We start from the raw sequence: 13575 nt of genomic DNA on the forward strand, positions 1-13575 counted from the left end.
GTCGCATACGTCGAATGCGTATGCACCACCCCACCCACACCATCCATATGCCGATACACATACGCATGCGCCGCCGTATCCGACGACGGCACCAAGCCCTCCGGCGTCCCATCCACAACCTTGTCCCCATCCAGCGTGCACACCACCATATTGTCAGCACAAAGCTCGTCATAGGCCACCCCCGACGGCTTAATCACAAACAACCCCGTCCTCTCCACACTCCCATCCGCCCGGGTCACCACCACCCGCTCAGACACATTCCCAGCCGTCCACACCACCAAACCCCACCGAATCAACTCCCCATGCAAACCAGCCACCCGCTCCCGCGCAGCCGCCACCGCCCCACGCACACCAGCATCCAAATCAGCCAGGACGATTCGTTCGGTCTTCTCCACCATGAGAGCACTCCTTCGTGACGGGCCGGCCCGCTGCCGGCCGATTTCTGCTGTCGTCACGATCCTGCTCGCCGCGGGGCAAACAGTCACCGCCTCCACCGCACGTTCGTGCAGCGGAGGCGGGGTGACTTATACCGGTTTCGGCACGTTGCTTGTGCCGGTCTAGATGAAAGTGGACGAGTGGTCGGTTCAGCGCAGGGTGTCGGCCAGGTCGCCGATGCGTCCGAGTAGTCCGTTGAGGAAGCGGGGCGAGTCGTCCGTCGACAGCATGCGGGCGAGGGTGATCGCCTCGTCCACTGCTACCGGTGAGTCGACGTCGTCGTTCCAGACGATCTCCCAGGTGGCCAGGCGCGCGATGGCCCGGTCCGTGGCAGGCATGCGGCTGAGCACCCACCCGTGGGAGTAGGTCTCGATGGTCTCGTCGATCTCGGTCAGGTGGTCGGCGACGCCCGCCAGGGCCTCGCGGGTGTAGGCGGGGGCCTCGGTCTGGTTCGCGGAGTGGGAGGCCCGCTCGGCGGCGAGCTCCCGCAGCCTCTGCGCGCCCGATTCGCCCCGCAACATGCCGCGCTGGTCCGCTTCGAACAGGACCTCGACGGCCCGCCTGCGGGCCTTGGTGCGGGCGGTAATCGGGTACTTGGGGTGCTGGTCCGACGCGGCGTCGGCGTCGTCGAGCGACGCACGCGGCGCGTCGGACTCAACCGGCATGGATTCGGTCATCGGCGCTCAGTCGGTGACGCGGGAGATGTAGGAGCGGGAGCGCGTGTCCACCTTCACCCTGTCACCGATGTTGAGGAACAGCGGGACCTGGATCTCGGCACCGGTCTCAAGCGTGGCGGGCTTGGTGCCCGCGGAGGAGCGGTCGCCCTGCAGGCCCGGCTCGGTGTGGGAGATGGTCAGCACGACGGCGGCCGGCAGCTCCACGAACAGCACGTTGTCCTCGTGGAAGGCGACGATGACGTCCTGCCCCTCAAGCATGAGGTCGGCGGCCTCCCCGACGACGTCGGCGGACACGTAGGTCTGCTCGTAGGTCTTGACGTCCATGAAGACGAAGTCGTCGCCGTCCTTGTAGGAGAACTGCATGTCGCGGCGGTCGACGGTGGCGGTCTCCACCTTGAGGCCGGCGTTGAAGGTCTTGTCGACGGTCTTGCCGGAAAGAACGTTCTTGATCTTGGTGCGCACGAAGGCGGGGCCCTTGCCCGGCTTGACGTGCTGGAACTCGACCACCTGCCACAGCTGGCCCTCCAGGTTCAGCACCATGCCGTTCTTCAGGTCGTTCGTCGTTGCCACGTGCGGTTTCCTATCTCGCTAGGGGATTGTCGGAGTCTCAGACCGCACCAGCCTACCGCCATGTCGCTGTCATCCCCCAGCCGCCGCCTGTCATGCCCATCACGGCCAGTGGGTCCCCCGCCACCATATCTACCGATCTCACCACGTAACTTCTACCGATCTCGGCGAGAGGGGGCGGCTAGTGGAAGTCAGTCATGTCCTTGACGTCCTCGCGCAGGGCGTGCACCTCGCCCAGGCGGGCGAGCGTGGCGTAGCGCTGCTCCGCATACGGCAGGGAGACTTCCAGCAGGAACTCGGCCATGCGGTCCTGCCCCTGGCGGGCCAGCTCGGCGGCGAGGGAGCGGATGTCGTCGGGGTGCCGGTTCTGGCTCATCTTGGCCTTGCCCTGGACGCGCTCGATGCGGACCTCCACCGCCACGATCCCCCGCGACATGCGCTCCAACTTCTCCTCGCCGACACCGGCCAGCACGTCGTCCGGCTCGCTCAGCTCGGTGAGCCCCCGCGCTGCCCGCAGTGCCGCCTCGGGGCTGGGGTCAACCCGAACGGGCCCCCACACGTGCAAGGTGATGTAGTCCCAGGTGGGAACATTGGGCTTGACCGCGTTGGTGGCGTACCAGCGGGGCGAGACGTAGGCGTCGACGTCGTCGAAGATCACCATGCCGCCGCCGGTGATCGGCTCGCGCACCTGCGGGTTGTTGCGCACCAGGTGGGTGACCAGGGTGCCCCGTTCGGGGTCCCGGTAGAAGGGCACCAGCGTGGCCCGTGGGCCGTCGGCGTGGACGGTGATCAGGTTGCCGACGTGGGGCCGGTCCAGCAGCTCGGTGGCGTATTCCTCAGGAAGTTCAAAGTGCCGCGGCACATACATGCGCTCAGCCTATGGTCCCGTCCGCCGCCGGGTCGAGGCCCTCCCGGTCCGCGACCCGCGCCAGCACCAGGGCGGCGGCCTGCGCCGGGGTGGTGTCGGTGGTGTCGACGACGATCGGGCACCACCGCGCACACGCGGCCTCCCGCTCGCGCAGCATCCGGGTGAAGGTCTGGTGGACGTTTCCCAGCGCCACCGAGCGCGGCGCGTCCAGGCCGTTGCGGGTGGCCAGGCGCCGCGGCGTGGCGGTCAGGTGTACCAGGCACACCCCGGCGGCAGTCGCACCCGCAAGCGCGCTTTCAACGGCCGGGTCTCCCAGGCAGCCCGAGCCCAGGGCGACGACGGCGCCATCGCCGACCCGGGCCAGGGCCCGCAGCGCGATGGCGGCCAGGGCGCGCCGGTAACGCTCCTCGGGGACGGCCACCAGGGCGAGCTCCGGGGCGGTGCCCAGTGCCCGGGCGGCCTCCGCGCCGACGTCGAGCAGGGGCGTCGCCTGGGCCTCCGCAAGGGCGGCGCCCACGCTGGAGCAGCCCGCACCGGGGGCGCCGAGCAGCACCACGCCGGCCGGGCTCACGCGTCCCCTCCCGCGACCGTGCCGGCGGCAGCTGCTGCCGTCGGGGCGGTGACGGCGCCGTGGGCGGCGCGCAGAACCTCCAGCCCGGGTTCGATGCCGCGCACGGGGCGGGCGACGTCGTCCAGCAGCACCATGCGCAGCCGGCCGGCACGCACCTTCTTGTCGGAGGTCATGGCCGCGTGCAAGGCGTCGAAGGCATCCGCTCCCTCCGGGAACGAAGTGGGCAGGCCGGCCGCGGCGAAGGCACGGCGGTGGAGGGCGAGCGCGTCCGCACCCAGCCGCCCCAGCCGGTGGGAGACCTCCGCTGCGAACACGCAGCCGACCGCGACCGCCTCACCGTGCCGCCAGGCGTAGCCGGTCACCTTCTCGATGGCGTGGGCGTAGGTGTGCCCGTAGTTGAGGATCTCCCGCAGCCCGGCCTCGGTGAGGTCCTCCCCCACCACCGCGGCCTTGACCGCGACCGAGCGGGTCACCAGCTCGCAGATCACCGGGGAGTCTGCAAGTGGCGGGGCGGAGCCGCTCAGGACCCGGTCCAGGATCACCGGGTCGGCGATGAACCCGCACTTGACGACCTCGCCCAGGCCCGCACGCAGCTCCGGCGTGGGCAGCGTCTCGAGAACATCCAGGTCGGCGATGACGGCGGCCGGCGGGTGGAACGCGCCCACCAGGTTCTTGCCGGCGTCGGTGTCAATGCCGGTCTTGCCGCCGACAGCGGCGTCCACCATCGCCAGCAGGGTGGTGGGCACCTGCACGATGGGGACGCCGCGCAGCCACGTGGCGGCGGCGAAACCGGCCAGGTCGGTGGTGGCACCCCCGCCCACGCCCACCAGGCAGCCGTCGCGGCCCATGCGGAAGGCGCCCAGCTGCTCCCAGATCTCGTTGAGTACGGCGGCGTGCTTGGCGCGCTCCCCGCCTGGCACCTCGATGCGGGTCACCCGCAGTCCGGCGGCGGCCAGCGCGGACGCGTAGGTGGTGGCGGCGGATGCCAGCGCGTCGGCGTGGATGATCGCGACCCCGCCGGCCCCCGCACCGGGGGCCGCGGCAACCGCACTGGTGACGGCTTCGGCCAGCCCGGCGCCGACCACCACGTCATAGGGGCGGGCAGTGGCGGTTCCCGGGACGGTAATGCGAGTAATGCCGTCCTCGTGCACCTGCCGCGGCGCGGCCGTCCGAGAGGCGTGCACGGCGCCGGGTGCCGGGTTCAGCGCGGCTGCCGCCTGGGAGGGGGCCGCACCCAGCGACACCAGGACCAGGGCGGCGACCTGCTCCGGGGTGAGCCCGTCCGTGGGCACGCTCAAGGTGGCGACCTGCCGATACAGCTCGGCGCGCTCGGTGTGCAGGGCCTCCATACGGGCCAGTACGTCTCCAGCAAGGCCTTCCCGAGCGGCCTCGGCGGCATCCGAGTCCGCCCCGCGGCCCGCCGGGCAGGCCGGGTTCATCAGCGGCCGACCGGCGCCGTCTCCCACGTGGGCCGCCGCGGTCGCCGGGCTGGCCACCAGGTAGACGACCTCCCGTCCCTGCAGCAGCCGCCGGTTCTCCGCGCGCAGCACGGCGCCACCGCCGAGCGCCACCACTCCGTGAGCGGCGGCCTCGCCGGTCAGCACGGCCCGCAGCGCCCGGGTCTCTCGCTCCCGGAAGCCCTCCTCACCCTCGGCGGCGAAGATCTGGGGGATGGTCATGCGGGCACGACGCCGGATCTCCGCATCGGTGTCGGTCACCTGCACACCCAGGGCGGTGGCCAGCAAACGAGCCACGGTGGTCTTGCCGGAGCCGGGCAGGCCGACCAGCACCAGCGGAAGGCGATCGGGGTCGATGGCCGCGCGCAGCGGCCGGGCCGGCCGGTCGGTGGAATGGAGATTCATCGCTCACGGCTCCTTCGGCGTGTGAGGGTGCGTACGAGCCCGGTCACCAGCTGGTGCGTTCAGCCACGCGGGCTAGGTAGCCGGACAGGTTGCGGCGGGCCTCGGTCAGCGAGTCACCGCCGGTCTTTTCCAGCAGAGCATCGGCGAGTACCAGGGCCACCATGGCCTCGGCGATCACCGCGCCGGGGACGACGGCGGTGGTGTCGGAGCGCTGATGCAGGCCGGTGGCGGGCTCCCCGCTGGCCAGGTCGACGGTGCGCAGGGCCCGGGGCACCGTGGATATGGGCTTGTAGGCGACCCGCACCCGGATTTCGTCGCCGTTGCTGATGCCGCCCTCGATACCGCCGGCCCGGTTGGTGGCACGCTCCACGTGCCCGGCGTTCAGGGAGAGGATCTCGTCGTGGGCGGCGGAGCCCCTGCGCGCGGCCTCGGCGAAGCCGTCTCCGATCTCCACGCCCTTGACCGCCTGGATGCCCATCAGTGCGCCGGCCAGCCGGGCGTCGAGGCGCCGGTCGGACTGCACATGGGTGCCCAGACCGATGGGCACGCCGGTGGCGACCACCTCCACCACGCCGCCGAGGGTGTCGCCCGCCTTCCGGGCGGCGTCGATCTCGGCGACCATCGCGGCGCTGGTGGCCGGGTCGGTGCAGCGCACCGGGTCGGCGCTCAGCCGCTGCTCATCATCCGGGGTGGGGCCGGGCACCGCCTCCGGCAGCGCTACAGTGCCGATGCGCACCACGTGGCTGACGAGCCGGATACCGGCGATCTGTTCAAGCACCGCCTCGGCAACGGCCCCCAGGGCGACCCGGGCGGCGGTCTCGCGGGCGGAGGCGCGCTCGAGGACGGGGCGGGCGTCCGCCAGGTCGTACTTGAGCAGGCCGGGCAGGTCGGCGTGGCCGGGGCGCGGCCGGGTCAGGGGCAGATTGCGGGCGATCTCACGCTCGTCGCCGGTACCGGCGTGCTTGCGCAGGGCGGAGTCGGGGACCGGGTCGGCACTCATGACGGTGGACCACTTGGGCCACTCGGAGTTGCCTATGCGCAGGGCGATGGGACTGCCCAATGTGCGTCCGTGGCGGATGCCCCCGAGAACCGACAGCTCGTCGGCCTCGAACTTCTGGCGGGCGCCGCGCCCATGCCCGAGGCGGCGACGAGCCAGGGCGGTACGGATCCGCTCACTCGAAATCTCAACTCCCGCAGGCACGCCCTCAATGATGGCGGTGAGGGCCTCGCCGTGGGACTCGCCGGCGGTCATCCATCGAAGCATGGGGCGATCATCCCATGTCTTCGCCGGGTGTGCCGTCGGCGTCCGTGCCGGCGCGGTCGGCCAGCGCCGCCAGCAGCGCCCGGCGCATGGGCTGAAGCGCGGGGGTGCGGCCGGTCATGAGGGTGACCTGCGGAACGGCCTGGTGCAGCAGCATCAGCCAGCCCGGTGCTACGGCTCCCCCGGCCTCCTGCCAGGCGCCGGCCAGCGGAGTGGGCCAGGGCGCATAGACGACGTCGAGCATCATTGCCCCGCTCCGGGGCCTCGAGCCGGACAGTGCGGCCGCCAGTGGCGCGGCCAGGGTGTCAGCGGCGCCGGCCGGGAGCGTGGAGACCAGCAGGTCGGCGGCTGCCGCCGCCTGCGCCACCTGTGCGTCGGAGTCGGCCTGACCGGGTCGCCAAGTCAGGGCGGTCACCTCCAGCCCCATGCGGTGAGCTGCGGCCAGCGCCCGTCCGGGACCGGCGTGGCGGCGGGCGGCGACGGTGATCTCGGTGGCGCCCAGCTCGGCCAGAGCGGCCAGTGCGGAGCAGGCGGTGGCGCCGGAGCCGAGGACTACGGCGCGGGTCGGCTCGGAGCCGGACTCCGTCCCTGACCGGGCGGCGGAGGCGGTCTCGCGCACGGCGCCGACGATGCCCGCGACGTCGGTGTTGAAGCCGGCCAGCAGGGCGGCGCCGCGTCCGGGCCGCTGGGTGATGACGGTGTTGACCGCGCCGACGGTGGCGGCCAGGGGGTCGATGACATCCAGCCGGCTCAGCAGGGCCTGCTTGTGCGGCATGGTGACGCTCAATCCCGCCCACACGGGATCTGTCGGCGCCGGGGCGGCCAGCTCCTCCAGCAGCGCGGGCAGCTCGGCCGGCGCGGTCTCGCGGCGCTCATAGGTCCAGTTGTCCAGGCCCAGGGCGGCGTACGCCGCCCGGTGGAGCACCGGGGACAGGGAGTGCAGTACCGGTGCGCCGATGACGGCGGCCCGGTACCGGGCGGGCAGGGCCGCGGTCGACGCCGCCATGGCTGCCTACTCGCCCCCCGCGGTGGCGGTGGCCGCGGCGCTGGGCGAGGCGGAGGCGCCGGAGCAGACCTCGGGGTTGGACTTGCAGTAGGCGGTCAGCTTCTCGGTGTTGGTGACCTGCTCCTCGTGGGAGGTGGCGAACAGGGTCTCACCGGTCTCCAGGTTGACGGTGACGAAGTACAGCCAGTCGCCCTCGGGCGGGTTGATTACCGCCTGGATGGCGGCCTCACCGGGGCTGCCGATCGGGGTGGGGGGCAGCCCCGCGTGCTGGTAGGTGTTGTAGGCGTTGGAGGAGTCGGCGATCTCCTCGGAGGACGGGATGCCGCCGGTACGCCCCAGCCCGTACAGGACCGTGGAGTCCATCTGCAGCATGCCCTTGGTCTCGCCGCCCTTGTCGGCCAAGCGGTTCTCAATCACCCGGGCCACCTGCCGGTAGTAGGTGGCGTTGGAGACCTCGCGCTCGACGATGGAGGCCTTGGTCAGCACTGCCTCGTAGTCGGACTCTGACACGCCGGCGTTGGCGAGCCGCGTCAGGGTGGTGGAGACCATGGAGGCGACCACGTCGGTGGCGGTGGCGTCCTCGGCAATGTCATAGGTGGAGGGGGCCAGCCAGCCCTCGACGTCGCCGCCGGCGGCCTCCGGCAGGCCGATGGCGGCGGTGTCGGCGAAGGCCTGCTCCACATCGGCGTCGCTGTAGCCGCCCACGCTCATGAGCCGCTCCTTGACCTGGGCCTTGGTCGCGCCCTCGGGAATGGTCAGGGTGTGGTCGGAGCGGGAGGAGGGGTCCAGCAGCAGGGCCACGGCATTGGCGGCAGACATGTGCGTCTTGAGCGTGTAGGTGCCGGCCTGGATACTGCTGGAGTTGGAGTTGGCCGAGTAGGCCTCCTTGAAGGCTCCGGCGGTGGCGACCACTTCCTTTTCAACCAGGATCTCGGCGATGTCGGCGCCGGTGGCGCCGTCGGGAATGGTGACGATGACGTCGTCCTCGCCCGCACCCGTGTAGTCGGAGACGGTGGTCTGCGCCGGTTGTGCGCCCCTGATGACGCCGAGCGCCTTGAAGCCGACGAATCCGACCCCGGTGAGAACGACGACTAGCACGATGGCGGTCAGTGCATGCCGCCGGCGCTTGCGGCGTCGGCGGTTGCGTTCTGCCTGCCGACTGCGGTGACGCCGACGGCGGCTGTCCTCGGGCTGCCCGGCGTCGGGGGCCTCAACCCCGACCGCCGAGAAGAAGTCGTCCTCGGTCACTGTCTGCCTCTCTGGGTGGGTGCGGCTGCCTCGCCGGCGGGCGCATGGGTGGAGCGTTCGGTGGCGAGCGCCTGTTCAAGTATGACCACGGCGGCCGCCTGGTCGACAACACTGCGGAAGCTCTTCTCCCGCCGCCCTGACTCGTGCAGCTCCCGGTGGGCGGTCACGGTGCTGAGCCGCTCGTCAACCAGTCGTACCGGCACGGGGGCAATGAGCCCGGCGAGTTCGCCCGCCCAGCGGCGGGCGTCCTGCGTGGACCGGGAGGAGCCCCCGCTCATGGAACGGGGCAGGCCGACGATTACCTCGACTGCGTCCAGATCGGAGACCAGGTCTGCGGCCTCCTCCAGGTCGGCGCCATAGCGGTCGCGGTGCAACGTGGTCAAGGGTACGGCAAGGATCGCGTCGGCGTCACAGCGGGCGACGCCCACACGCACCTTGCCGACGTCGAACGCCAGCCTTACCCCAGCTCGCACAGTGGCCCCCGACTTCGCGCGCGGTCAGGCGGACAGGGCGGCCGTGACGGCGGCCAGGGCCGCGGGAATCGCCGCCGGATCCTGGCCACCTCCCTGAGCGACGTCGTCCTTGCCGCCGCCGCCACCGCCGAGTGTCTTGGCGGCGGTGCGCACGAGCGCGCCGGCACGAGCGCCCTGGGTCCGGGCGGCGGGGTTGGTGGCGACGACGATGAGCGGACGCCCATTGGTCTCGGCGGCCAGGGCGACCACGGCCGCCTCGGCCTCCGGCAGGCGCCCGCGCACATCGAGTGCGAGGGTGCGCAGCGCGTCGGCGGAACCGACCGGGCCCAGGGAGGCGCTGGCTAGCAGGTAGTCGCCGGTGCGGGTGGCGGAGTCGGCGATCTGCGCGGCCCGGGCGGTCAGAGCGGCCTGCTCGGCGGCGGCCAGTCGCTTCTCAGCGTCCTTGAGGCGGGCCATGAGGCTCTCCACACGGCCCGGCAGTTCCTCGGGGCGCCCGCCCACCAGCGCAGCCAGCTGGGAGACGAGGGCGTGCTCCTTGCGCTGGAAGCCGTAGGCCGAGTCCGCCACCAGCGCGTCAATACGACGTACTCCGGAGCCGATGGAGCCCTCACCCAGCAGGGCGACGCGACCGATGTGCCCGGTCGAGGGCACGTGGGTGCCTCCGCACAGCTCCCGGTCGAAGCCGTCGCCGATGGTGACCACCCGCACCCGGTTGCCGTACTTCTCACCGAACAGGGCGATCGCGCCGGAAGCGCGGGCCTCGTCCAGCCCCATCACCTCGGTGGTCACCGGCAGGTTCTCGGCGACCTTGTCGTTGACCAGGGCCTCGATGTCGTCCATCTGGCCGCCGGTCAGCGCCGAGCCGTGGCGGAAGTCGAAACGCAGCCGGGCGGGCGAGTTCTCGCTTCCGGCCTGGGTGGCGTCGGCGGAGACCACGTTGCGCAGCCCGGCGTAGACCATGTGGGTGCCGGTGTGGGCGCGGGCAATGGCCAGGCGGCGTACCGTGTCGATCTCCGCGTAGGCGCGCTCGCCCACCGTGGCGGTGCCCTCGGTGAGGGTGCCGCGGTGCACGAACAGGCCGCGAATGGGGGCCTGGACGTCGTGCACCTCGATGACGCCGCCGTCGGCCAGGCGGATGCTGCCGTGGTCGGCGAGCTGCCCACCCATCTCGGCGTAGAACGGGGTGCGGTCCAGGATCACCTCGACCTCGGCGGGGGCGTTGGCAGTCAGTGCGGGGGCACCGTCGACCAGCAGGCCGGTGACCGTGGCGTCGGCCGCCGACTCGGTGTACCCGAGGAACTCCGAGCCGCCGCCCATCTGCTTCTCGATGTCCTGGAAGACGCGCACGTCGGTGTGGCCGGCCTTCTTGGCGCGCGCGTCCGCCCGGGCACGCTCCTTCTGCTCCTCCATGAGGGTGCGGAAGGTCGCCTCGTCCACGTCGACCCCCTGCTCGGCGGCCATCTCCAGAGTCAGGTCGATGGGGAAGCCGTAGGTGTCGTGCAGCTCGAAGGCGGCCTTGCCGGGAACCACCGGGCGGGCGCCGCGCGCCTCGACCGCTGCCGCCTCCTTGGCGGCAGTGACGGCGGTGTCCAGGATGGTGGTGCCGGCTGCCAGGGTGCGGCGGAAGGCGTCCTCCTCGGCGTAGGCGACCTCGGAGATGGTGGCCCACCCGGTCTCAAGCTCCGGGTAGGAGGCCTTCATGGCGTCCTTGGAGGCGGTCAGCAGGGTCGGCAGGGTGGCCTCCCCCACGCCGAGCAGCCGCATGGAGCGCACGGCGCGGCGGATCAGGCGGCGCAGCACGTAGCCGCGGCCGTCGTTGCCGGGGCGCACGCCGTCGCCGATGAGCATGAGGGCGGAGCGGACATGATCGGCCACCACCCGCAGGCGCACGTCGTCCAAGTAGGCGTCCCCGGCCTCCGGTCCGGCCGCCCCGAGGCCGTAGGTCTTGCCGCTCATGGCCTCGGCGGCGGCGATGACGGGGAAGACCTCGTCGATCTCGTACATGTTGGGCTTGTCCTGCATGATGAACGCCAGGCGTTCGAGGCCCAGCCCGGTGTCTACCGCGGTCTGTTCGAGCTTGCCGATCAGCTCGAAGTCGTGCCCCTCGCCCTCGCCCCGGATGAACTCGTCGAAGACCAGGTTCCAGATCTCCAGGAAGCGGTCACCGGCGGCGTCGGCGATGGGCCCGCCGTCGGGGCCGTAGGCGGGGCCGCGGTCGTAGTGGATCTCGCAGCAGGCGCCGGCGGGGCCGGGCTGGCCGGTGGACCAGGAGATCTCCGCGAAGGGCAGCCGCTGCACGCGCTCGGCGGGGACGCCGATCACCCGGGTCCAGTGGTCGAGGGAGACCTGGTCCTCCTCCCAGATGGTCATCCACAGGCGGTCTCCGTCCAGACCGTACTTGCCCTCCTCGCGGCTGCCGGTCAGCAGGTCCCAGGCATAGTCGATGGCCCCCTCCTTGAAGTAGTCGCCGAAGGAGAAGTTGCCGTTCATCTGGAAGAAGGTGCCATGGCGGGTGGTGCGTCCGACGTTGTCGATGTCATTGGTGCGAATGCACTTCTGCACCGAGGCGACACGCGGCCAGGGGGCCTTCTCCGTGCCCAGGATGTAGGGGATGAAGGGGACCATCCCAGCCACGGTGAACAGGATGGACGGCTCCGGGGAGACCAGGGACACGGAGGGGCGGATCTCGTGATCGTTCGCGGCGAAGTAGTCGAGCCAGCGTGAGCGGATCTCTGAGGTGCGCATGAGGTGCCTCGTCCTGTTCGTATCGGGTAGGGCGTGCGGGCGGCACGCGTTGGGTTGGAGGGCCGGGGCGAGACTACCCCGAAACGCTGGGGACGCCCCGAACCGATGTGCGGTCAGGGGCGTCCCGGCGTCGTGAAGGGCGCGGGATCAGCGCGAGTAGTACTCGACGACCATCTGCACGTCGCAGATGACCGGGACCTCGTCACGCTTGGGACGACGCACCAGCTGGGCCTGCAGCTTCTCCAGCTCGACGCTGAGGTACTCCGGCACGGGCGGCAGCACGTCGCGGTGAGTGCCCGCGGCGGCGACCTGGAACGGCACCATCACCTGGGAGCGGGGACGCACCTGGATGGTCTGACCGGGCTTGACGCGGAAGGAGGGGCGGTCCACGACCTTGCCGTCAACCATGATGTGCCGGTGCACCACGCTCTGGCGGGCCTGGGCGATGGTGCGTGCGAAGCCGGCGCGCAGGACCAGGGCGTCCAGACGCATCTCGAGCAGCTCGACCAGGGACTCACCGGTCATGCCCTTCTCGCGGCGGGCCTCCTCGAAGACCTTCTGCAGCTGGGCCTCGCGGATGCCGTACTGAGCGCGCAGGCGCTGCTTCTCCTTCAGCCGGACCGCGTAGTCGGACTCGGTACGGCGACGGGCGCGGCCGTGCTCGCCGGGGCCGTAGGGGCGCTTCTCGAAGTAGCGGACGGCCTTGGGGGTAAGCGGAATGCCGAGGGCGCGCGAGAGGCGCACCTGGCGGCGGGAGCGTGAAGAACTCATAGGCTTCTTCCTGTCGGATCGGTTCGCACGCCGTGGGCGGAAGCCCCGGCGCGGGGCCGGCCGTTTTGCGGCTGGGGCCCCAGGAGTACCCAAGCGCGCGCTGGGAGCGCGACGCCGCGGGCAACCCGGATACATTAGCGCGGGCCGAGGAGCGATGCACGCCGGCGTCGCCGGGTGTGAGCCGGTCCTCATCCGGCTTGCGTCCACTCGACGTCAGACGGCGCGCCGGGCGCGCAGCAGCGTGGATACGATCACATAGACCAGGAACAGGTTGAACAGCACCGAGCCGGCACGGGGGCTGACCAGTCCGGCCACGACACTGCCCAGCGGAGAGGCGGCGGCGGAGGCGACTCCGACTACCACCCCCACGCGCAGGTCGGCAATCCCGTGGCGCAGGTTGGCAATCGTTCCGGACAAGGCGGTCGGCAGCATCACCACCAGGGAGGTGCCGCGGGCCAGCAAGTCGCCCACGCCCACGGCCAACTGTGCGCCGGGAACGATCACCGCACCGCCGCCCACGCCCACGAGGCCGGACAACACACCCGCGACCAGGCCGACGCCGATCAAGGCCGCGCCGCTGGCAGGGGTGAGGGTGAGCCCGGCATCGCGCACGGGCACCATGATCTGCTGCGAGATGATGACGAACACGGCGAAGGCCACGAAGATCCAGGGCAGGATGCGGGCCGGGAGGGTGCGCAGCAGCCGTACGCCGATCTGGGCTCCGGTCAGGGAGCCGCCGATCAGGAACACGGCGGCCACGAGCGACACCTGCCCCTGCACACCGTAGGAGACCGCGCCCACGATCGAGGTGGGCACGATGGCGACCAGCGAGGTAGCTGCGGCGTGACGCTGGTCCATGCCCGCGAAGACCATCAGTGCGGGCACGATCACCAGTCCCCCGCCGACGCCGAACAGTCCGGCCAGGAAGCCCGCTCCCAGTCCCATCAGGACGATTGCCGGCCAGCGCCGAGCGGCCGGAGACGCCGCTGCGGGCACCGAGGCGGACCCTGGGACGGCCCCTGGGACGAGCACTGAGGCGGGCGCGCCGTCCGGGTCCGCCTCGCTCGCATCGGCGCGGGCGGCGGGGCCGG

At 71.5% G+C, this 13575-nt stretch carries 13 protein-coding genes; all 13 read right to left on the reverse strand.

The genetic code is table 11. From position 1 onward, the window contains the following. Positions 1–398: class II aldolase/adducin family protein (locus BLR49_RS06355; protein WP_176765798.1), on the reverse strand; the 398-nt coding region annotated here is incomplete at its 3' end. 186 nt (positions 399–584) lie between these two features. Continuing rightward, complete coding sequence (gene nusB / locus BLR49_RS06360) at positions 585–1112, reverse strand: transcription antitermination factor NusB (RefSeq protein ID WP_092535179.1); 528 nt, start codon at positions 1110–1112, stop codon at positions 585–587. Between the two features lie 6 nt (positions 1113–1118). Then, complete coding sequence (gene efp, locus BLR49_RS06365) at positions 1119–1682, reverse strand: elongation factor P (protein WP_092535182.1); 564 nt, start codon at positions 1680–1682, stop codon at positions 1119–1121. A gap of 178 nt (positions 1683–1860) precedes the next feature. Then, positions 1861–2547 carry an FMN-binding negative transcriptional regulator gene (locus BLR49_RS06370; protein ID WP_092535185.1) on the reverse strand — a complete coding sequence of 229 codons (687 nt, stop codon included), beginning with the start codon at positions 2545–2547 and terminating at the stop codon, positions 1861–1863. A gap of 4 nt (positions 2548–2551) precedes the next feature. Next, complete coding sequence (locus BLR49_RS06375; RefSeq protein WP_092535188.1) at positions 2552–3118, reverse strand: shikimate kinase; 567 nt, start codon at positions 3116–3118, stop codon at positions 2552–2554. Continuing rightward, complete coding sequence (aroB, locus tag BLR49_RS06380) at positions 3115–4980, reverse strand: 3-dehydroquinate synthase (protein WP_092535191.1); 1866 nt, start codon at positions 4978–4980, stop codon at positions 3115–3117. Before aroB ends, BLR49_RS06375 begins: the two co-directional genes overlap by 4 nt. A gap of 43 nt (positions 4981–5023) precedes the next feature. Next, complete coding sequence (gene aroC / locus BLR49_RS06385; RefSeq protein ID WP_092535195.1) at positions 5024–6244, reverse strand: chorismate synthase; 1221 nt, start codon at positions 6242–6244, stop codon at positions 5024–5026. A 7-nt stretch (positions 6245–6251) separates the two neighbouring features. After that, positions 6252–7247, reverse strand: coding sequence for a shikimate dehydrogenase (locus BLR49_RS06390; protein WP_092535198.1), 996 nt, complete (start codon positions 7245–7247; stop codon positions 6252–6254). Positions 7248–7253: 6 nt separating this feature from the next. Continuing rightward, complete coding sequence (mltG, locus tag BLR49_RS06395) at positions 7254–8495, reverse strand: endolytic transglycosylase MltG (RefSeq protein ID WP_092535201.1); 1242 nt, start codon at positions 8493–8495, stop codon at positions 7254–7256. Then, positions 8492–8968 (reverse strand): Holliday junction resolvase RuvX, encoded by a 477-nt coding sequence (ruvX, locus tag BLR49_RS06400; RefSeq protein WP_092535205.1) that lies wholly within the window; start codon positions 8966–8968, stop codon positions 8492–8494. Before ruvX ends, mltG begins: the two co-directional genes overlap by 4 nt. Before the next feature lie 24 nt (positions 8969–8992). Next, entirely contained in the window at positions 8993–11713 is a 2721-nt protein-coding gene (gene alaS, locus BLR49_RS06405) for an alanine--tRNA ligase (protein WP_092535208.1), read from the reverse strand. 147 nt (positions 11714–11860) lie between these two features. Beyond that, complete coding sequence (rpsD, locus tag BLR49_RS06410) at positions 11861–12484, reverse strand: 30S ribosomal protein S4 (protein WP_092535211.1); 624 nt, start codon at positions 12482–12484, stop codon at positions 11861–11863. Between the two features lie 213 nt (positions 12485–12697). Continuing rightward, on the reverse strand, positions 12698–13480 hold the full coding sequence (locus BLR49_RS06415) for a sulfite exporter TauE/SafE family protein (RefSeq protein ID WP_281241802.1): 783 nt from the start codon (positions 13478–13480) through the stop codon (positions 12698–12700). Positions 13481–13575 lie beyond the last annotated feature (95 nt).

This window comes from Actinomyces ruminicola (assembly GCF_900103885.1).
GTDB lineage: Bacteria > Actinomycetota > Actinomycetes > Actinomycetales > Actinomycetaceae > Actinomyces > Actinomyces ruminicola.